A 20,942-nucleotide genomic window follows, 5' to 3' on the forward strand; every position below is an offset into this window, starting at 1 on the left:
AGGATGTTAAAGTTTTATTATTAGTTGCGTTCGTACACCAGACGACCATCAACGTAGGTGCGGTAGATCGAACGGTCATCGCCCAACGTCATCATCACGAACAATTTGTCGACTAAAGAAACAGAGTTGTCATAGCGCAGCTGCTGTAGCGGAGTGGCGGTGGGTTCCATCACCACGAAATCAGCCTCTTTGCCAGGTAAAAAGTTGCCAATCAAATCGTCAAGGCCCAGAGATTTCGCTCCGCCGAGCGTGGCCAGGTAAAACGCTTCATATGCCGAGAGGCGATAGCCTTGTAATTGCAACACTTTGTAGGCTTCGTTCAGCGTTTGCAGCATGTTGAAAGTGGTTCCGGCACCGATATCCGTTCCCATGCCCACTTTGACTTTCTTCTGCCATGCTTTTTTCAAGTTGAATAAGCCGCTGCCGAGGTAAAGGTTGGAGGTCGGACAGAAAGCAATGCTGGATTTGGTTTCGCTGAGACGATCCCACTCTTTTTCTTCGAGATGGACGCAGTGAGCAAAGACACAGTTTTTACCGGTCAGGCCGTACTGATGGTAAACATCCAGATAACCATCATGGTCAGGATAAAGCGATTTCACCCAGGCAATTTCATCTTTGTTTTCACAGAGATGGGTATGTACCCACGTATCCGGATATTCCTCTTTCAGGCGTTGCGCCATCGCCATCTGTTCAGGAGAAGAAGTAGGGGCGAAGCGTGGTGTAATCGCATATAGCAGACGACCATTTTTGTGCCAGCGTTCAATCAGTTCTTTGCTTTGGTGATAGCTGCTTTCGGCAGTGTCGAGCAGATAATCCGGTGCGTTACGGTCCATCATCACCTTACCGGCAATCATACGCATATTGATATGACTGGCGGCTTCAAACAGCGCATCAACGGATTGCGGATGAACAGTGCCAAACACCAGCGCCGTGGTGGTTCCGTTACGTAAAAGCTGCTTGATGAAGAACGCCGACATTTCGCGGGCGTACTCTAAATCCTCATAACGACGTTCAGTAGGGAAGGTGTGTTTATTCAACCACTCCAGCAATTGCTCACCATAGGCCCCCACCATTTCACTTTGCGGATAATGGATATGTGTATCGACAAAGCCCGGTACTATCAGTTTGCCGCGATAGTCGCGCACGCGAATGGTGTCAGGAATTTGATGCTTTCCGTTTTCCCATTCGCCAAACCATTCCACTTTTCCCTGTTTAATGAGTAATAAACCATCCTCAATAAACCGCAGCGCAGAGGCAATCTCTTCCGGGTTATCGACCGTACGGGTGACATCAATAAAACTGCCTCGTACCGCTTTTAACGTGTGTTCTCCTGACATCATTGACTCCTTTACTGTTAATCCATCTCTTCCGCTGAGGTAATACCAGGCAGAACGTTTTCCTGTCGGTAGCCACCAGGGAGGATAATATTTAATAAAATCGCAGTTAACCCGCCAGCACAAATAGGGTTTTCAACTAATACATAAATAGAGGCTGGCAATATTTTAAAAATTTCGGGATCGTAGGAGACGCCAAGCCCTAAACCTAAAGAAGTGGCGACAATAAGTGTTTCACGCCGCTTTAATCCGTTGGTGATGATGATGCGAATCCCAGCGATGGCAATCATGGAAAACATCAACGTCATTGCGCCTCCCAGAACTGCCGAGGGAATGGTCGTGAAGAAGCCGCCAATCATCGGAAATAAGCCGAGGATAACCAGCATTACCGCGATGGTTCGCCCGACATAACGTGAAGCGACGCCAGTCATCTGAATAACCCCATTATTTTGCGCAAACGTGGTTAATGGTAATGAACCAACAGCGGAGGCGATAACAGAAACCAGACCATCTGCCAGCACGCCGCCTTTCAGTCGGGACTGATACTCTTCCCCCTGAATGGGGCGGCGGGAAACCATTGCCGTGGCGGTGATATCGCCGACTGCTTCCAGCACGCTAAGCAGATAAATCGTGCCAACCACCAGGAACTGATGGAAGCTAAAACTAAAGCCGTATTTGAACGGATGCGGGATGGTGATTAACGGCAAATTGCGCATACTGCTGAAATCCACCATGCCCAGGCATAACGATGCGATATAGCCGACACATAGCCCAATGGCGATCCCTCCCATGCGTAGCAACGGACTGCGACAGCAGTTAAAGCCGATCACCACAATTAAAACCAATAAACCAACGCCGAGATGTTCGTAATTGCCGAACGTACCGCTGCTTTTGGCTGCAAATCCTCCACCAAAATCGATAATGCCGACTTTAATCAGGCTTAAGCCGATCATCAGTACCACAATACCGCTGACGGTAGGCGTAATAACCCGACGTAAATAGGGCAAGATAAATGAAGATCCGACAACCAGAAATGCGCCAACGAAGGAGACGCCGAGAAGCGACGACATGATTAACTCTTCGTGAAAACCGTCGCTTTTCATGCTGCTGCCCAGCGCAATCATGACCGTAACAAATGAAAAATTGACTGACTGAATTGAGAGTAGGCCAGAACCGACGATGCCGTAGCGGTTTACTTGTAACCAGGTACCAATACCAGAGGCGATCATCGCCATAGAAACAAGATAGGCGGTTGTTTCAGCGGAAAGCTGTAAGGCCGCACCCACGATTAACGCGGGGGTTACCATCGGAACGAAAATTGCCAACAGATGGGTAATGGCACCAACGAGAGCCTGATGAAAGGGAGGGCGATCCTCCAGTTCAAATATAAGGTCAGAACCTGCATGGTTTATATCAGACATCCCTTCACTCCTTTTAAAGTAAATTTGATCATCTGAATTAGTAAAATAAATTCCCACGAATTTGGGGCGCAGGACGCCTTGAGAACGGCTTATCTCATTTTCGCAGTCACTATTTAGTCATCGTTCAAACAGAGAAACAGGCCGCCGAAGCGGCCATTTATTACTTATATTTTTTCCAGCGCGGTGAGTATTTTCTCCGGTGTGAAATGCCATTCGCGTAACCAGATGCCGCAGGCATCGTGAATTGCGGTAGCAATCGCCGGAGCTGCGCCATTTACACCAATTTCCGAGATCGATTTCGCCCCGAACGGGCCGACTTTATCGTCGCTCGGCACCAACACAGCGCGGAAATCACGCGGAATGTCACCAATTTTCGGTGCGCCGTAACTGCGTAAATCACGCGTTAACGGGTGACCTTCGGCGTCATAAATGATCTCTTCGCTCATACTGTGGCCGATAGCACGCAGGGTGGCCCCGTAGATTTGTCCCAACGCTAACTCTGGATTGACCGGTGTACCGCAGTCCAGCAAGGCGTAGAATTTATCCAGGCGGATTTCACCCGTACGCGTGTTGACGGCAACTTCAGCGAAGTTTGCGCCATACGGGAAAGCGAAATCAGGCGTGATATAACTGCCAGTTCCCACCAGTGAACCAAAGCCGGTGCCGGTTTCGCCTTTATGGGCAATATCCCCGAAACTAACTTCGCCTTTCTTGCCGCGCACGACGCCCGGCGTTGCTAGTTGAACATCTGCCACTGGCTCACCCAACATTTGCGCGCCGTGGAACAGAATTTTCTCCCGCAGATTTTCCGCTGCCAAACGCGCCGCGTTACCCGAGAAGCAAGTACCGGACGAGGCATATGCGCCTTTATCAAACAACGCATGATCGGTATCACCGGAGATAACATGCACGTCCTGCGGTGGGCAGTGCAGCACTTCTGCTGCCAGTTTCGTCACTACAGTATCCAGACCAGTACCAATATCCGCACCGCCAGAATGAACGATAAAGGTGCCGTCCGATTCCAGTTTGATCATGCAGTTAGCCTGATCGATATCCGGGATACCCGATTTCTGCATGATAATGGCGACGCCGCGACCGATGTGCCAGTCACCATTTTGCGGTTTCGGTGACGACCATTGGATCATCTCGCGACCCTGACGCAGGATCTCTTCCAGTGCGCAGCTGGCGGCGGAAGGAACTGAGGTTGGCGCTTTACCTTCACCGATTGCACCGAGAATTTTCAGCTCTTGCCCTTCGTGTACCCGGTTACGTTCGATAATTTCCAGTTGGTCGATCTGTAACTGTTCAGCAAGTTCCGCTAATGCCATGGTGATAGCGAAGTTACCTTTCGGTGCGCCATAACCCTGATAAGCACCATTTGGGCAAATGTTGCTGTAGTAGGTGGTGACCTGGAAATCGACGTTATCGCACGGATATAAGGGCAGCGACAGCGCCGGTCCGTTACACGGTACGGTGAGTGAGTGGTTGCCGTAAGGGCCAGTGTTGGCGCGGAAATCCATCTTCACTGCCGTCAGGCGACCATCTTTTTTCGCTCCCAGTTTGACGGTGACTTTCGCGACGTGACGAGAGGTGTTAGCAATAAACTCTTCTTCACGGGTGTAGCGGAACAGTACCGGACGCCCGGTCACGCAGGTTGCCCATGCGCACACTTCTTCCAGCAGGATGTCCTGTTTGGAACCAAAACCGCCGCCAACTCGCTCTTTAATGACATGAACTTTATGCTGTTTCATGCCCACGAGGCGCGCGACCTGGCGGCGTAAGTGCCATGGTACCTGGGTGGAGGCGTGGATAACCAGACGATCGCCATCCATGCGGGTAAAGCAGATATGTGTTTCAGTCGGGCACTGCTGCGCCTGCGTTGAGTTATAGGTTCGCTCAATGATCACATCGGCATCGGCAAAGCCTTTGTCCATATCGCCAATATGACCATGAATACTGGCGGCGATATTTTTGCGGGGGCGAGAACCGATCGGGAAGTTAATGATCATATGCTCGCCGCGCTGGGCTGCATGGCTGTTATCGTCTTCCAGAGTATCTGGCGCACCAGCAACATACACCACCGGTTCATCGTGCACGACAGGCGCATCTTCCGCCATTGCTTCGTCGATCGACATTACCGGCTTAAGCACTTCATATTCAACGTCGATAAGCTTCAGTGCTTCGAGCGCAATTTCTTCACTTTCTGCGACCACCGCAGCAACACGATCGCCGACGTGACGCATTTTCTTGCCGAACATACGGCGGTCAAGCGGTGACGGTTCCGGCGCGCTCTGCCCCCCCGGGGTATAGTAGATATCCGGGCAATTCAGATAAGTAATAACGTGAACGACGCCCGGTAAGGCTTCAGCTTTGCTGACATCCAGATGAGTAATCAGTGCGTGAGCGTGTGGGCTACGTAACATTTTAATGACGCAGGCGTCAGCCGTTACGCGGTCTTCAACATAGCAGGGCTTCGCCTGCACCATTTTTGCGGCATCAGTTTTAGGATAATGCTTGCCAATGACTTCAAGGTCGTCACGGAAAGTCGGAGCGATATCAATGGTGGCCTGCGGATTATTTTTACGTGCAACCGCCAGTTCAATGACCTGATAGTATTGCTGCCAGCCAGCATCGCGGCTAAACAGACCTGAGAGCGCGTCGTCGATCTCTACGCGGGTAGGTGCGGCGATGCGATCGAGAAGATCTGTGATAATCAGAGCTGCAGCTGGATCGTTATAACCAGACTGCACCACGCCAACATCAACCATTGCCTGTTGAACCAGACTTAACTCGTTCCATTTGCCCAGAGATTCTGCGGTACGAATATCTGCCTTCTCTAACTGTGCGGCAATAAGCAAGGACGCGTTAACGATATTACCGTTAAAGATTATTGCGTCAGAACCGGCAAACCCGAAGCCATCATCACTGTTGCGTACAGAGTGCATTCCCATGTTAAACAATAGCTTTTGCACGTTTTCGCCTGGATTAACGGTTAGCTCCTGAGGCGCGCCATTTAAAGTAAAGTGGATGATCATACGGCTTCCTCCCCAGCCTGTTGGCAGTCGGCATACAGGTCGGCTACCAGAACTCCCGTGATATAGCGTTTATAGGCCACGCTGCCCCGCAAATCTTCCTGCGGGAAAATGGCGTTGGCGACAGCCTGTTCAAGTGCATTGCCTTCCAGATTTTGTTTTTCGATATCGTGCAGACGCAGTGCTTTACTGGCGACGCCATCCAGCGCAATTCGCATACCGTCGTGGTCTGTTATTGCAACGGCTGCCGTCACGACGGTTAAACCTGCCTGAGAACGGCTAATTTTGCGGGTCGCACAGGTGCGATACGGATCTTTAATGATAATTTCGGTTAGCAGGCGATCGCATGGGCAGGTCAGGTAGTCCTCGATTGACAGCGTTTCGCCGTTGCCAAAAACCAGTTCAGCATCCAGTGCCAGCAGGACGGGAAGCAGCACCGACTCTTCCTGCCGGGCGGCGATTTCACCACCAATGGTCGACTGATTACGAACATGGCGTGAGTAAACAAAACCGAGGGCTTCACGCAGCGCTGCAGGAATAAATCGCGCATCACGCAGTGGCTGCAAGCGAGACATTGCGCCAATCCGCAGTGCACCGTTATCCCAGTCAACCCAGTCCAGTTCCAGATCCTGTAAGGAGATGGCAATCTTTTTATCGGTACGGGTTGGTGTAGCATTGAGTTTGCTGCCCCCGGCGAACCAGACGGCTTCATCCTGGTAGCGGCGCTTCAGTTCCAGCGCCTGTTCGACAGAGTCGGGCCTGAAAAATTGTTCAATCATCTTCTTTCCTTATTTAACCCTCTTCCCTGCGGGAAGAGGGCATCTGTCATTTATGCCAGCGCATCCATCCGACGCCACATACTGGCAGCGGCTTTTCTGGCTTGTGCATAAATGGAATCGCAATCGAAGTTAAACTGACGGTCTTCATAGACCATCACACCATTGACCATCACGCTGTGAACGCTGCCTGAGCCCATACCGAAAGCGATATGCCCGGCGATATTGTCTGCCAGCAGCGGCGTCGGCCAGTTGTAATCGCAAATGGTTAAATCAGCTTTGTAACCGGCTTCCAGAAGCCCAAATTTCGCGCCAAAGTTGCGGCTCATCAGTTCGTTACCGTTAGTCAGGGCTTTGGCAAAACTGTCAGGCCACAGCGGACCACCCGCGTCGCGATGTTTAAAGAAGGCAAATTTCATCTCTTCAAACATGTCCGAACCAATGCCATCTGTTCCCAATGCCAGATTGCGGATGTCGCTAAGGTGATGGTTGTAGCCGACATGGTTGTTCATGTTTGAACGGGCGTTATGCACCAGGAACGCATCGCGCTGATTGAGTAGGGCGATGTCATCTTTCGACAAGTACAGCCCATGAGCGACCAGCGTTTTGCTGTCGATGAGATCGAATTGCGCCAGTCGTGCCAGCAGGTCTTTGCCGTACCAGTGGTGACTGTAGGAAACGTCGTAAAGGTCTTCCGCAGCGTGAATATGCAAACCACGGCCTGTGGCTTTCACGGCTTCACGCAGCATCTCCAGACCGGCATCTGGCACGGTAAACGGCGCGTGAGCACCGATATGTGCTTCCACCAGATACGGCTCGGTTGCTGCTTTCTTCGCCTCATCAATCTGACGGGCGAAGCGGATGTTTTCTTCTACACCTTCCTGCAACTCTTTGATGCCGTTGTTACGGTCAGTAGTTTCAAAACAGGTCATCGCGCGCAGGCCAACTTTTAAAAATGCGTCGCGCAATGTGGAGAGCGACCCGCCGATATACGCCGGAGAGGCATGGTGATCGATAACCGATGTACATCCGCTCTTAATCGCTTCCAGGGAACAAATCAGTCCGCTGTAATAGAGCGACTCTTCATCAAGGGCGCGATCGAGCCGCCACCAGAGATTTTTCAGCGTTGAGATGAAATCCGGGCAAGGGGCGATGTTTGCCATAATTCCGCGGGAAAGCCCCGAGTAAAAATGGTTGTGCGAGCAGACAATTCCCGGCATCACAATCCGACCATGCATCTCTTTGTAGCTGGCATCGGGATAGCGTTGCGTCAGGGCATCTCCGATAGCGACAATCACATCATTTTCGATAGCGATATCAACGCCTTCCTGCACTTTCGCCGGGTGTAACTGCACTGCGGTGACATTCTTCAGAATCAACATGATTACACCTCCACGCGGCCCAGCATATAATGATGATGCTGGTGGACATGGCTGATGATGCGGCACATATCGTTCAGCTCCGGTGGTACGTTGTTAAACTGACCTTTGCTGTCGATGTTTAACACCCAGCTTTGGTTATTCAGACGTACTCGTACCCGGCAATCTTCCACAAGGAAGCCTGGGTTGCTGCTGTTATCAAAGTCTTGCGCCAGGCTGAAGACGGTGATTTTGTCTTTGTATGGTTTACCGTTCCACGGACAGAACTGAGCGCAGTTGCCGCATTCGTTACAGTAAGCGTCGAGGTGCAGCGTCTGGAAACGGTTCTGGAAGCCTGGGACCGCAATGGAGACGTTGGCGCGGTTCGGGCAGACATCCACACACTTGCTGCAAACGTAGTTACATTCGAGGCAGCGAGCGGCTTCCTGGGCGACAAACGCGTCACGATCGTCACTGTTCACCAGCGTGATAGAGATATCGCCTTTACGTTGATAGATTTCCGCCGGATTGACGTTGTTCCAGTATTTATCGTTCTGGTGGGAACGGATATTTTCCCGACTAAGGATGGCATCGGTCGCCCGACGCGCGGTTCCGACAGCAGCGACAATGGAGGATGGTCCGCGCTGTACGTCGCCGATCATAAAGACGTCAGTCAGACGAGTTTCGCCATTATGGTCGACGTCTGGCCAGCCGTTTTTGTCCAGCGGCACGCCCATCGCATTCAGGGCTTCAGTATCCTGCTGTTCACCAATGGCGGTGATCAGGCTGTCTACAAGCAGTGTTACTGTTTCGTTGGTTTCAACCGGACGACGACGACCTTTCTCATCCGGTTCGCCAAGCGACATAACGCGCAAGGTTAAGGTGCCATCAGCATCGAAACGTTCCGGATTGTTCAGGAAACGGAACTCCACGCCGTCGTGCAACGCTTCTTCATACTCTTCGCGCCATGCGGGCATCTCTTGCAGTGAACGACGGTAAACGATCGTTGCTTTTTCTACGCCTGGAACGCGTAACGCCGCACGAGCGCAGTCCATTGCGGTGTTACCCGCCCCGACAACGACCACATGTTTGCCCAGCTTGAGCGCTGTACCCTTGTTGTATTCACGCAGGAAGGGGAGTGATTTCCAGACATTTTGGTTGTCGCCCGCCAGTTTCACACCGCTATTTTTGTCGGTGCCTGTGGCAATCAGAACATAATGGAAGCCCTGATTTTTTAACTGTTCAACGGTTAAATCGGGTGGGCAGCCATACTCAAATTTCACGCCGTGAGCGGCAATAAAATCGATATCGTGCTGAATTAACTCTGCAGGAATACGGAACTGAGGGATGATATTTTTCACCACGCCGCCTGCATTGGCTTCGCGTTCAAACAGCGTAACCGGATGGCCCGCTCTGGCAAGAAAGTAACCTGCTGCCAGACCCGCCGGACCTGCACCAATCACGGCAACCGGATGGCGTGAACCAGAACCGGCTGGTTTGTGCCAACGTTGCTTATATTCATCCCAACCTTTTTCCAGCGCGACTTTTTTCAGTTCGCGGATATTCAGCGCACTGTCGTAATCCAGGCGGGTACAGTTGTATTGGCACTGGTGATCGCAAATATGACCGGTAATGGCAGGTAGGGCGTTGCGTTGGTAGATGAGTTCCAGCGCGTCGGCATAGCGGTGTTCGCCAAGCAGACGGATGTATTCCGGAATATCTTGCTTGATAGCGCAGGCAGTAACACAGGGGGCAACGTAGCAGTCGGTCAGCGGCAGGTCTTCTGCCACTTCAATACGCTCTTCTGGCTTCCAGTGTTTCTGGGTGTATTCCATGGTTAACGCGTCTGCTGCCAGTCTGTTCAGTCGTTCGACGTCAACATGGTCAAGTCCCCAGGCGTCGGAGCCTTCCAGCTCGCGCATGCAGGCACTTAAGCGCAGATAGCCGCCAGGTTTCAGCAGGTCGGTTGCCATAGTAATAGGGCGAATACCTGTATCAAAAATATCGCGGATAGTCAGCTGACTGGCACCACCGGAATAAGAAATGGGCAGTTTGCCGTCAAAGGCGCGAGAGAGAACTGCTGCAACATTGATGGAGAGCGGGAACAGCGCACGGCCTGACATATACATCTCTTCACCGGGCAGTGCGCCTTTATTGTTGATGGTGCCGAGAGTGTTAGTCAGTTTTACGCCAAAGCCGAGTGATTTTTCTTTTGCCAGTGCCATCAGGCGTTCCAGCATTTCCAGTGCTTGCGTCAGCTTGAGGTCGTGATCAAATGACTCTTCTTTTAAGCCTATGTAACCGAAACCGCAGACATCGAGGATCTCACGAACACGCGCGTACCCGAGTAAGGTCGGGTTAAGTTTGACAAAGGTGTTGAGCCCTTTTTCTTCCAGCATGTAGCGGCAAATGGCTTCGATTTCATGCGGAGGACAGCCGTGCATGGTGGAGAGGGTGACGCCCTGCACCATACTGGTGGGGATGCGAGCGGGTAAGGCTTGCAAGCTTTCGCGTTTTTCCTGCAATCCGTGGCGGGCTAAAAATGCGTCATCCTGGAGTAATTTATTCAGCGTATCGCGATATTGCGCGAATTTCGGATGGTCAGATGCGTCCATCATATTGTCGATGAACTGTTGCATCGGCGGTTGCTTAATACCTTCGAGGTTGTAACCAACGCTCATATTAAAGATGAACGATTTACCGGAATCAGAAGGCTGGAAGATCGCTTCGAGAAGGTGCAGGGCAAACCAGGCTTTGAGGTATTCATCCCAGGCTTTAAGCAGGGTAAATTCGGTAGACCATTCGGTGTTAAAGCACTCGTCTTCGGCATCGATACAAGGCTTTTCCAGCTCCAGGCAGTCAAGAATTTGGACGGTTTTTAGTTCGATGAAGCGTCCGCCAGTCAGCCAGGAAGTGACAATATTTTGCGCGAGCTGCGTGTGCGGGCCAGCGGCAGGGCCGACGGGAGTGGCACAGGTTTCACCGAAGACGCTAACAGTTTTACCTTTTACGGGTGAGTAAAACTGTTGCTCGGGAATACCAAAGATTGAGCGTTGTTGTTGGTATTCATCAAATATGCGCGTCAAAAGTTCCTCAAACGGAATGGGACGCATAATATCCCCCATAACCCTCTCCTTAGCTTATACAGATATCATTGAGTGACCGGTGTTGAGAAATCCGGTGGTTTAGGGGGATAGAGCAACAATCGCACCACTCTTGCCAGGTTTGGCGGGAAATATAAAAAAATGTGAGGCGGCTCGAAACTTAAGGGCTTTTTGTGAATGAACTCACAGGTGCCAAATGAGAATTAAAATCACTCCTGAAAATTATTATTGCCAGCCCATTTATCACTTTTTCTCTTTTCTCAAAATCAGTGATTCCTTATCATTATGATAAAGAGTGCTGGAGGGGTTAAATATTTGAACGCAATCGTTTAACTACGTTTTCTAAATTTCAGTATACCTTTTCTTCGCTGTAATAAAGTCGTCCGGAGTATCAATATCTAAAATTATTTCTGCATTTTCTATTTCGACGGAATAATGATCTCCCATAAGGAGTGCCTGACGCATATTGGTGACATTGGGTCGCTGGAATGCCTGCATCAAGCATGGTTTTGACACTAAAATCGGATGGCCGGGGATGCCATTATGGAGTGGCAGTATTGCGCCATCATTTCGTAACGACCAGATTTTTCTAAAAATATCAATGGTGAGGGTTGGCATGTCACCGTGGGTGAGAAAACAATGTTCTGTTTGCACTGCGGGTACTGCGGCCTTGACTGATGTTAGTAAACCCTGGGCATAATCTGGGTTGTGAATAATAGTGATATTACTCTGGTTCGCATAACGTTCGTGCAGTTCATTACCACGATAGCCGGTGACTAAAATAATTCGGCTACAAAACTGCAACGCATTTTTGATACTTGTATCAAGAATTGTTCCCTGTTGCCAGGGTAACATCATTTTCCATTGCCCCATTCTTGATGATAATCCGGCAGCGGTAATTATACAGTCGATGGCTGACATAGTGGTTCCATTATTTATAGGGGCTAATAACGCCTGATAATTGCGTTACTTCCTGATGGATTAAGTTGGGGGTAATTTATCCCAGAGAGGTCATAAAGACTCGTGAAAAGTATAGTTGACCCATCGGCATTATTCATTGATTTAGGTGCGCAGAAACGTCCCACTGTGATTTCTGTTGTTGGTGCTGGGGGGAAAACCAGCTTGCTTTTTTGGCTGGCAGAACTGCTCCAGACTCGCGGCAGGCGTGTGTTAATCACTACGACGACACATATGTTTATGCCAAAGTCACACTGGCCCGTGGTTTTCTGTCGTGATCCCGCCATGCTTCCTCATGCGTCTCTTACATCCCCCATTTCATTTTGTTTTCACAGCTGGAAAGCGAACCAGGGAAAAGTGCAGGGATTTACGCCAGAAGCGATTGATGCACTGGTGCAACGACCAGAGTGTGACGTAATTCTCATTGAAGCAGATGGCTCGCGTGGAATGCCGTTAAAAGCGCCTGATGAGCACGAACCTTGCATACCCAAAAGCAGTTGCTGCGTGATTGCTGTGATGGGAGGACATACTTTGGGCGCGAAAGTGAGCACAGAAAATGTCCATCGCTGGTCGCAGTTTGCTGATATTACCGGGTTAACACCTGATGCAACCTTGCAACTGAGCGATCTCGTTGCGCTGGTTCGCCACCCTCAGGGGGCGTTTAAAAACGTACCGCAAGGTTGTCGGCGAGTCTGGTTCATTAACCGTTTTTCTCAATGTGAGAATGCGATTGCACAAAGCGAGCTCCTTCAACCGCTGCAACAACATGACGTAGAGGCAATCTGGCTGGGCGATATACAAGAACATCCTGCAATCGCGCGCAGATTTGTGAATTAGCGGCCCGGGTATTCCGGGTTACTGAAAGGATATCCATTGAGGTTGGTATGAATATTTTCACAGAGGCTGCAAAACTCGAAGAGCAAAATTGTCCGTTTGCGATGGCGCAAATTGTTGATAGCCGAGGCTCGACTCCCCGCCATTCTGCACAAATGTTAGTGCGCGCCGATGGTTCTATCGTCGGTACAATTGGTGGCGGAATGGTTGAGCGGAAGGTGATTGAAGAGTCGCTTCAGGCATTGCAGGAACGTAAGCCGCGATTATTCCATGGACGTATGGCTCGTAACGGTGCGGATGCTGTCGGGTCAGATTGTGGAGGTGCAATGTCAGTATTTATCAGCGTCCATGGTATGCGTCCACGTCTGGTGTTGATTGGCGCGGGGCATGTCAACCGGGCGATAGCCCAGAGTGCGGCGCTATTAGGATTTGATATTGCCGTTGCTGATATTTATCGCGAAAGCCTCAATCCTGAACTATTCCCACCATCAACCACGCTTCTCCATGCTGAGTCGTTTGGTGCGGCAGTGGAAGCACTGGATATTCGCCCTGATAATTTTGTCCTGATTGCCACGAATAATCAGGATCGTGAAGCCCTCGACAAACTCATTGAACAGCCCATTGCATGGTTGGGGTTGCTGGCAAGTCGTCGCAAGGTTCAGCTTTTCCTGCGTCAATTGCGTGAGAAAGGCGTGGCTGAAGAACATATTGCCCGTTTACATGCGCCCGTTGGTTACAACATAGGTGCGGAAACGCCGCAGGAGATCGCCATCAGCGTGCTGGCAGAAATATTACAGGTGAAAAATAACGCGCCGGGTGGGCTGATGATGAAACCTTCTCATCCTTCCGGACACCAGCTGGTGGTGATTCGCGGTGCGGGGGATATCGCCAGTGGTGTGGCGCTACGTCTGTATCATGCGGGTTTTAAAGTGATCATGCTGGAAGTGGAAAAACCGACAGTGATTCGTTGTACCGTGGCGTTTGCCCAGGCCGTGTTCGATGGCGAAATGACGGTCGAAGGCGTCACTGCTCGCCTGACAACCAGCTCTGCGGAAGCGATGAAACTTACCGAACGCGGATTCATCCCTGTGATGGTAGATCCCGCCTGTTCATTGCTTGATGAACTGAAACCGCTTTGCGTGGTGGACGCTATTCTGGCGAAACAGAATTTGGGAACGCGGGCAGATATGGCACCAGTAACAATCGCGCTTGGGCCGGGCTTTACTGCTGGGAAGGATTGTCATGCGGTAATTGAAACAAATCGCGGGCACTGGCTCGGTCAGGTGATTTACTCTGGTTGTGCGCAGGAGAATACCGGTGTTCCTGGCAATATTATGGGGCATACCACCCGACGGGTGATCCGTGCTCCTGCTGCAGGCATTATGCGATCCAACGTGAAATTAGGCGATCTGGCGAAAGAGGGCGATGTGATTGCCTGGATTGGTGAGCATGAAATTAAAGCACCGTTGACGGGGATGGTGCGTGGCTTGTTGAACGACGGCCTGGCAGTGGTTGGTGGTTTTAAAATTGGTGATATCGATCCTCGTGGTGAAACCGCTGATTTCACCAGCGTTTCTGATAAAGCCCGGGCGATTGGCGGCGGCGTACTTGAGGCGTTAATGATGTTGATGCATCAGGGCGTGAAAGCGACAAAAGAAGTGCTGGAAGTGGCTTAAATGAAAATGGCCGGATGGTATTACCCACCCGGCCTTAAAATTACTGACAAATCACCGTTCCGGTTTTGCCTTCAATCCCTTCTTTCGCTTTGCTCAATACGGTAATCAGTGCTTCACGACCTGCGCGAGAGCGAGCAAACGAGGCGGCAGCTTCCACTTTAGGCAGCATAGAACCTTTCGCAAAATGACCTTCTTCGATAAAGCGTTCAGCATCACTTAATGACAGGCGATCGAGCCACTGTTCATTCTCTTTACCGAAGTTAATGGCCACTTTTTCTACCGCAGTCAGAATGATCAGCATATCGGCATCAATCATTTCTGCTAAACGGGCGCTGGCCCAGTCTTTATCGATAACCGCGCTGGCACCACGCAGATGGTTACCTTCACGAATAACAGGGATACCACCACCGCCAACGGTAATCACTACCTGGCCTGCTTCTACCAACGCTTTAACCGTTTCTTTTTCAATGATATCAACCGGTTTTGGCGAGGCAACAACACGGCGATAGCCGCGACCAGCATCTTCTTTCAGAGTGTAACCCTGTTTTGTCAGTTGCTCTGCTTCTTGCTCGGTAAAGAACGAACCGATCGGCTTGGTCGGGTTGAGGAATGCCGGATCGTTAGCGTCGACTTCGACCTGGGTAACCAGCGTTGCTACCGGTTTATTAATGCCACGAGAAAGCAGTTCTTCTCTTAAAGCGTTTTGTAGATCGTAACCAATATAACCCTGACTTAAGGCAACACAGACAGACATCGGCAGCATTGGCGAGTGTGCTTCAGTTTTTGCGGCAGCTTCAAAGGCCTGGTTAATCATGCCCACCTGCGGCCCGTTACCATGAGTGACGATAACTTCATGTCCCTGGGCAATTAAATCAACAATTGCCTGAGAAGTAATTTTTACCGCTTTCATTTGTCCGGCCAGGTCATCGCCCAGCGCATTCCCGCCCAGGGCGAGAACAATTTTCTTACTCATTTTTCCTCACTCATCATTCTTGATTGTGTATAGATCCCTGGCAGTGGTTAGAGCACGGGAGGGACAAACGGTTTGCGTCGCAGGAAACGACCTCGCCCGGCTTTGCCTGTAAAGGTGCCGTCACAGAAAATCGTTTCACCACGGGATAAGGTTCTGACAATCGCGCCCTGACAGGTAAAACCCTCCCATGGCGAGTAGTCGGCGTTGTCGTGGAGATGGCGATGCTGAATTTGTTGGCTCTGACGTGGGTCGATAATCACCACGTCGCCATCGGAACCGGGCGCTAATAATCCTTTTTGCGGCCACAGGCCAAACAGCCTGGCGGGCATCGCGCTGGTTAATTCAACAAAACGTTCCGGTGTTATACGTCCCGTCATCACGCCACTGGAAAACAGTAACTGCATGCGGTTTTCCACACCGGGTAAGCCATTTGGGCAGCGACTGAAATCGCCTTTAGAAATTTGCAGGCGTTGAGCCATTGAGAACGTGCAGTGATCGGTCGCCACCACGTCAATCGCACCATCGCTGATGCCACACCACAGTTTGTCCTGCTCGCGTACGTTACGCAGCGGTGGGCTAAGAATGAACTTCATGCCATCTTCTGTATCGTAGCTGCGTTCGTCCAACAGGAGATATTGTGGGCAGGTTTCAACCCAGACTGGCTGGTGATTCGCACGGGCAAGACGCAGATAATCCAGACCTAAGCCGTTAGACAGGTGCACGATATAGAGCGGGGCGTTACCGGCAATTTGTGCCAGGTTAATCATGCGGGCGATGGCTTCCGCTTCGCATTCCAGAGGGCGACTCAAGGCGTGATAGCGCGGCGCGGTTAACCCTGCGGCGATAAACTCCGCCCGCTTGCTGGCGATAGCCGCATCATTTTCCGGGTGCACGGTGGTCAGCGCGCCGGATTCATGCAGACGGCGTAATGCCTGCAAAACCTCGTCATCGTTGAGTTTGTATTGATAGGTTAAATAGAGTTTAAAACTGCTCAGTCCTTCCTCGACCATCATCGGGATTTCGTCGAGGATTGCGTGATTAATGTGCTGGATCACACCGTGAAAGCTGTAATCGATGACCGCTTTATGGGCGGCATAACCACGATAAACCTCCAGTTGATGGCGTAACCGACAGCCGTTTGGGCCAAATCCCATATGGTCAATAATGGTTGTTGTACCGCCACACGCAGCTGCGCGGGTACCGGTAAAAAAATCATCACAACTGCGCGCGATGCCGACATCAATATTGAAATGCGTATGGACATCCACGCCGCCAGGGAAAACGTAACAGCCAGTGGCATCAATTTCTTCATACGGGAGCTGCGGCGAAATATTGTTGCCCAACTGGCGAACAATCCCGCTTTCAATCAGCAAATCCTGTTTGGCTTGTCCATCTGCGTTAACGACAGTGCCGTTTTTGATCAATACGCGCATAGCAAACTCCAAAAACCCTCCGGCGAACCGGAGGGGAATAAGTGAAGAGTAATTATTCGGTTGCCAGCCAGCTTAACGGGATTGCAGCGTACATCGCGGCACAGGTCACCAGGTGAGATTTCCAGGTTTTTTCGTTAGGTGCATGCGCTTCAGGTTCTTTACCCGGGCCAAAGCCGATCACCGGAATGCCGTGACGGCCCATGATAGATACGCCGTTAGTTGAGAAGGTCCACTTATCAACAACCGGCGCTTTGCCAAACAGCCCTTCGTAGGCATTCACCAGTGCTTTAACGGTGAAGTGATCTTCTTCCACTTTCCAGGTCGGGAAGTAGCATTCGGTTGGGTAAACCAGGCCAGTCCAGGACGGACGGTCGTAGTTGTACATAGAAACAACCGCGTTAGCTTTCTGTACTGCAGGCAGGGCGCGGATTTCGTCCAGCGCGCCTTCCCAGGTTTCGCCCCAGGTCAGACGGCGGTCAATAGAGACGGCGCAGCTATCTGCTACAGCGCAACGGCTTGGGGATGTGAAGAAGATTTCAGAAACGGTGAGGGTGCCTTTGCCGAGGAATTCGTCATAACCCAGACGTTGGGAGAGTTCTTGTAATTCGCCAAGAATCGGACCCATTTTGAAAATGGCGTTGTCACCGCGTTCTGGCGCAGAACCGTGGCAGCTAACACCCTGAACATCAATACGAATTTCCATACGACCGCGCTGACCACGGTATACCTGGCAGTCGGTTGGTTCGGTACTGACCACAAATTCCGGGCGAATGCCGGATTGTTCAATAATGTACTGCCAGCACAGACCGTCGCAGTCTTCTTCCTGCACAGTACCGGTAACCAGCAGGGTATATTCATCTTCCAGACCGAGGTCTTTAATGATTTTACCGGCATAAACCATAGATGCCATGCCGCCTTCCTGGTCGGAAGTCCCGCGACCACCGATCAGCTCATCAGTTTCCATGCCTTCGTACGGATCGAAGTCCCAGTTTTTGATGTTGCCAATGCCGACGGTATCGATATGAGCGTCCATTGCCACCAGACGCGGGCCGTGGCCGATATAACCGAGAACGTTACCCATCGGGTCGATTTCAACTTTATCGAAGCCGACTTTTTCCATCTCTTCTTTAATACGATGTACTACGCGTTTCTCGTCGCAGCTTTCACTGGGAATAGCAACCATGTCGCGCAGGAAGCGAGTCATATCCGTCTGGTAATCTTTTGCTTTTTCAAGAATCAGTTTGAATGGAATATTCTTAGCCATTATTTTTCTCCAGATTTTTTACTCCCCGTTTTGCAGGGAGCAGTTCCAATAGGGTGATTAAGGTGCTACAGCGTGTTTGCCTTCCCAGACAACTTCGCGATAGTGCTTCACGTCGGTGTCACCTTCAGTGCTGATAACCAGCACTACGGCATCTTTGTTCAGCGCCAGTTTTTCCATCAGGCTTTGACGTTGCGGGTGATAATGAACCGCCGCGAGAACGCCCAAACCGACAGCGCCGGATTCACCGGAGATGATGCGCGGGTCGTTGCCGTACGGATTACCCAGCACGCGCATACCTAATGCGGCAACGCTGTCCTGGCAGGAGATGAATTGGGTGGCGCAGTTACGTAGGATTTCCCAGCCCAGCGGGTTAGGTTCGCCACAGGCCAGGCCCGCCATGATGGTGGCCATATCACCGCCAACGTTGACGATGTCGCCTTTGACGCCGGAGCGATAAATACAGTCAGCTTTGTCAGGTTCAACAATAATGCTGTGCAGATTTTGCGGGCTATAGACGTCGACCAGATAACCCAGCACACCACCGGCCATTGCTCCGACACCGGCTTGCAGCAGAACGTGCGTCGGGGTTACGCCCATTTCACGCATTTGCTCGACGGCTTCATCTGCCAGGGTTGCGTAGCCTTGCATGATCCAGGTTGGGATTTTGGTGTAACCTTCCCATGCCGTGTCCTGTACCACTTCCCAGCCGTGCTGCTGCGCGTGTTGCATGGTCAGGCGAACGGTATCGTCATAGTTCATATCCGTGACGATGCACTCGGCACCGAGGTTCAGAATGGCGTCAACGCGTTCCTGAGCAGAACCTTTCGGCATGTAAATCACCGCATTCTGTCCGAGTTGCTGCGCTGCCCACGCCACACCGCGCCCGTGGTTGCCGTCGGTGGTGGTCGCGAAAGTCATTTTTTCGCCGATGGCATTTTTCAGGTGCTCAAATGACAGCGTTTCGATATCAAGATGATATTTTTCACACAATAATTGAGCGATGGCGTACGCACCGCCGAGCATTTTGAAGGCGTTCAGACCGAATCGTTTTGATTCGTCTTTGACAAGAATTTTCTTCACACCAAAAAGGTTTGCGAGATCGTCCAGCGCACAAAGCGGTGTTGGGCGATAACCAGCTATTTTCTGGTGGAACTGGCGCGCCAGTTTGGCCTGGCTTTGCGAAAAGAGCGGTGATGTTTCGCCGTTGAAAAATTTGTTATCGGCGATATCAATCTTCAATGAGAAAACGGACATATCCTATCCTTTTGGCCTCTGGAAATAGAGGGCCGACCAGCTGATCGGCCCGAGGGGTTATTTCACGCGTTCTTGCGCTTCTTTCAGCAGTTGCTCGAGCAGTGCACCTGGTTTGGCGTATTTACGGGACAGGATCATCGCGGCGATGATATAAGGCTTCCAGCTGGCTTCTTTGTAGGTAGCGATACGGTATTTTTCGAATACGCCTTCAGTCACTTCACCTTCTTTGCAGGATACGCCGCTGATATCAGCTGGCAGGCAGTGCATGTACAGGGCTTCGCCATCACGGGTCAGTTCCATCATCTCTTCAGTACAATGCCAGTCTTTGTGTTGCGCGTTCTGTGCCAGACACTGTTTTTCCAGTGCTTTTAAGCCTTCGTGATCGTTCGCACGCAGCAATTCAGTACGCTCTTCCATCACTTTGTAAGGTGCCCATGACTTCGGATAAACGATGTCTGCGTCTTTGAAGGCTTCTTCCATGCTGGTGACCTGACGGAAGCTACCACCGGAGGCTTTAGCATTGTTTTTCGCCACTTCAACCACATCCGGGATCAGGTCGTAGCCTTCCGGATGGGCCAGGGTGACATCCATACCGAAGCGAGTCATCAGACCGATGATGCCTTGTGGTACAGAGAGCGGTTTGCCATAGCTTGGAGAGTAGGCCCAGGTCATGGCGATTTTTTTACCTTTCAGGTTTTCCAGTGAACCAAAGTGTTCACGTAACCACGCGAGGTCAGCCATTGACTGAGTCGGGTGGTCAATATCGCATTGCAGGTTCACTAAAGCCGGACGCTGTGGCAGTACACCCTGCTTGTAACCGTCATCAAGTGCAGCGCCAACTTCACGCATATAGGCGTTGCCTGCGCCCAGATACATATCGTCGCGAATACCAATAGCGTCGGCGCAGAAGGAGATCATATTGGCGGTTTCACGCACGGTTTCGCCGTGAGCGATTTGTGATTTGCCTTCATCGAGATCTTGCTGTGCAAGGCCGAGCAGGTTAAGCGCGGAAGCATAAGAGAAGCGGGTACGAGTGGAGTTGTCGCGGAATACGGAAATACCTAATCCACTATTAAAGACTTTGGTTGAGATGTTTTCAGCACGCAGTGCTTTTAATGCTGCGGCAACGTCCAGTACTTGTTTCAGTTCATCTGGCGTCTGTTCCCACGTTAACAAAAAATCTTTCTCGTGAAGGTGAGAGGTCAGCGAATTGATATCCTTAATCAGCTCATTAACAGTTTTCATCATAAAGTCCCGGTAGTGGAATGACAGGCAAAGTGGTTTATTTCACTGTGACTTGCCAAAGTGATTGGTGTTTTCACAGCTATACCTGGGACTAACAATAAGTGTGCCAGAATTATCCACGGGGCTGCAAAAGACTAATTTGACGGATAATGTGTGGGGTTGATCACAAATTGATGCTAGCTTCCGGTTGTTTGTAAAATACGAAAACGTTTGGCTTTTTTTATTGCGTTATTTATTTGCTGCTAAGTATCAGAAATAAGATAAAGGGGCAGGCTATCCCT

The 20,942-nt window shown here is 50.9% G+C and carries 14 protein-coding genes; 2 read left to right on the plus strand and 12 right to left on the minus strand.

Going from position 1 to position 20,942, the window contains the following annotated elements; genetic code table 11:
• Positions 1-20: 20 nt before the first annotated feature.
• From guaD to mocA, 7 genes are all read right to left on the minus strand, one after another.
• The gene (gene guaD, locus OQV04_RS03825; RefSeq protein ID WP_001299798.1) at positions 21-1,337 is read right to left on the minus strand and encodes a guanine deaminase; all 1,317 of its coding nucleotides are present in this window, start codon (positions 1,335-1,337) and stop codon (positions 21-23) included.
• A 17-nt stretch (positions 1,338-1,354) separates the two neighbouring features.
• Complete coding sequence (gene xanQ, locus OQV04_RS03830; protein WP_001280192.1) at positions 1,355-2,755, minus strand: xanthine/proton symporter XanQ; 1,401 nt, start codon at positions 2,753-2,755, stop codon at positions 1,355-1,357.
• A gap of 164 nt (positions 2,756-2,919) precedes the next feature.
• A complete protein-coding gene (locus OQV04_RS03835; protein ID WP_032281547.1) occupies positions 2,920-5,790 on the minus strand; it encodes a molybdopterin-dependent oxidoreductase Mo/Fe-S-binding subunit in 2,871 nt (956 codons plus the stop codon).
• Positions 5,787-6,566, minus strand: a complete 780-nt coding sequence (ygfM, locus tag OQV04_RS03840; RefSeq protein ID WP_032281546.1) for a molybdopterin-dependent oxidoreductase FAD-binding subunit — start codon at positions 6,564-6,566, stop codon at positions 5,787-5,789. The genes OQV04_RS03835 and ygfM overlap by 4 nt, the downstream gene beginning before the upstream one ends.
• A gap of 50 nt (positions 6,567-6,616) precedes the next feature.
• Entirely contained in the window at positions 6,617-7,945 is a 1,329-nt protein-coding gene (gene ssnA / locus OQV04_RS03845) for a putative aminohydrolase SsnA (RefSeq protein WP_032281545.1), read from the minus strand.
• A 2-nt stretch (positions 7,946-7,947) separates the two neighbouring features.
• Entirely contained in the window at positions 7,948-11,046 is a 3,099-nt protein-coding gene (ygfK, locus tag OQV04_RS03850; RefSeq protein WP_247806622.1) for a putative selenate reductase subunit YgfK, read from the minus strand.
• Between the two features lie 321 nt (positions 11,047-11,367).
• The gene (gene mocA, locus OQV04_RS03855; protein WP_001272850.1) at positions 11,368-11,946 is read right to left on the minus strand and encodes a molybdenum cofactor cytidylyltransferase; all 579 of its coding nucleotides are present in this window, start codon (positions 11,944-11,946) and stop codon (positions 11,368-11,370) included.
• A gap of 102 nt (positions 11,947-12,048) precedes the next feature.
• On the opposite strand from mocA, the gene yqeC reads away from it, so the two are divergent.
• A complete protein-coding gene (gene yqeC / locus OQV04_RS03860) occupies positions 12,049-12,819 on the plus strand; it encodes a selenium cofactor biosynthesis protein YqeC (RefSeq protein ID WP_001307989.1) in 771 nt (256 codons plus the stop codon).
• A 47-nt stretch (positions 12,820-12,866) separates the two neighbouring features.
• The gene (gene yqeB, locus OQV04_RS03865) at positions 12,867-14,492 is read left to right on the plus strand and encodes a selenium-dependent molybdenum cofactor biosynthesis protein YqeB (protein WP_032281539.1); all 1,626 of its coding nucleotides are present in this window, start codon (positions 12,867-12,869) and stop codon (positions 14,490-14,492) included.
• Positions 14,493-14,532: 40 nt separating this feature from the next.
• Here the strand turns inward: yqeB and arcC are convergent, their stop codons facing one another.
• The 5 genes from arcC to ygeW are packed head-to-tail and all read right to left on the minus strand — an operon-like array spanning position 14,533 to position 20,661.
• Complete coding sequence (arcC, locus tag OQV04_RS03870) at positions 14,533-15,465, minus strand: carbamate kinase (protein ID WP_000037995.1); 933 nt, start codon at positions 15,463-15,465, stop codon at positions 14,533-14,535.
• 47 nt (positions 15,466-15,512) lie between these two features.
• Positions 15,513-16,898, minus strand: a complete 1,386-nt coding sequence (gene hyuA / locus OQV04_RS03875; protein WP_001264452.1) for a D-phenylhydantoinase — start codon at positions 16,896-16,898, stop codon at positions 15,513-15,515.
• A gap of 52 nt (positions 16,899-16,950) precedes the next feature.
• Positions 16,951-18,162 carry a YgeY family selenium metabolism-linked hydrolase gene (locus tag OQV04_RS03880; RefSeq protein ID WP_032281538.1) on the minus strand — a complete coding sequence of 404 codons (1,212 nt, stop codon included), beginning with the start codon at positions 18,160-18,162 and terminating at the stop codon, positions 16,951-16,953.
• A 57-nt stretch (positions 18,163-18,219) separates the two neighbouring features.
• Positions 18,220-19,416 carry a diaminopropionate ammonia-lyase gene (dpaL, locus tag OQV04_RS03885; RefSeq protein WP_000110493.1) on the minus strand — a complete coding sequence of 399 codons (1,197 nt, stop codon included), beginning with the start codon at positions 19,414-19,416 and terminating at the stop codon, positions 18,220-18,222.
• 57 nt (positions 19,417-19,473) lie between these two features.
• On the minus strand, positions 19,474-20,661 hold the full coding sequence (ygeW, locus tag OQV04_RS03890; protein WP_000859787.1) for a knotted carbamoyltransferase YgeW: 1,188 nt from the start codon (positions 20,659-20,661) through the stop codon (positions 19,474-19,476).
• Positions 20,662-20,942: the final 281 nt, after the last annotated feature.

The sequence above is a fragment of the Escherichia sp. Lx600-2 genome, assembly GCF_036662595.1.
Lineage (GTDB): Bacteria > Pseudomonadota > Gammaproteobacteria > Enterobacterales > Enterobacteriaceae > Escherichia > Escherichia coli.

What these genes read in the sequence shown, in the direction of transcription:
- mocA (WP_001272850.1), bottom strand. Translation starts at nt 11,946, where the DNA reads ATGTCAGCCATCGACTGTATAATTACCGCTGCCGGATTATCATCAAGA.
- dpaL (WP_000110493.1), bottom strand. Translation starts at nt 19,416, where the DNA reads ATGTCCGTTTTCTCATTGAAGATTGATATCGCCGATAACAAATTTTTC.
- OQV04_RS03880 (WP_032281538.1), bottom strand. Translation starts at nt 18,162, where the DNA reads ATGGCTAAGAATATTCCATTCAAACTGATTCTTGAAAAAGCAAAAGAT.
- xanQ (WP_001280192.1), bottom strand. Translation starts at nt 2,755, where the DNA reads ATGTCTGATATAAACCATGCAGGTTCTGACCTTATATTTGAACTGGAG.
- OQV04_RS03835 (WP_032281547.1), bottom strand. Translation starts at nt 5,790, where the DNA reads ATGATCATCCACTTTACTTTAAATGGCGCGCCTCAGGAGCTAACCGTT.
- ygfK (WP_247806622.1), bottom strand. Translation starts at nt 11,046, where the DNA reads ATGGGGGATATTATGCGTCCCATTCCGTTTGAGGAACTTTTGACGCGC.
- arcC (WP_000037995.1), bottom strand. Translation starts at nt 15,465, where the DNA reads ATGAGTAAGAAAATTGTTCTCGCCCTGGGCGGGAATGCGCTGGGCGAT.
- ssnA (WP_032281545.1), bottom strand. Translation starts at nt 7,945, where the DNA reads ATGTTGATTCTGAAGAATGTCACCGCAGTGCAGTTACACCCGGCGAAA.
- yqeB (WP_032281539.1), top strand. Translation starts at nt 12,867, where the DNA reads ATGAATATTTTCACAGAGGCTGCAAAACTCGAAGAGCAAAATTGTCCG.
- ygfM (WP_032281546.1), bottom strand. Translation starts at nt 6,566, where the DNA reads ATGATTGAACAATTTTTCAGGCCCGACTCTGTCGAACAGGCGCTGGAA.
- hyuA (WP_001264452.1), bottom strand. Translation starts at nt 16,898, where the DNA reads ATGCGCGTATTGATCAAAAACGGCACTGTCGTTAACGCAGATGGACAA.
- ygeW (WP_000859787.1), bottom strand. Translation starts at nt 20,661, where the DNA reads ATGAAAACTGTTAATGAGCTGATTAAGGATATCAATTCGCTGACCTCT.
- guaD (WP_001299798.1), bottom strand. Translation starts at nt 1,337, where the DNA reads ATGTCAGGAGAACACACGTTAAAAGCGGTACGAGGCAGTTTTATTGAT.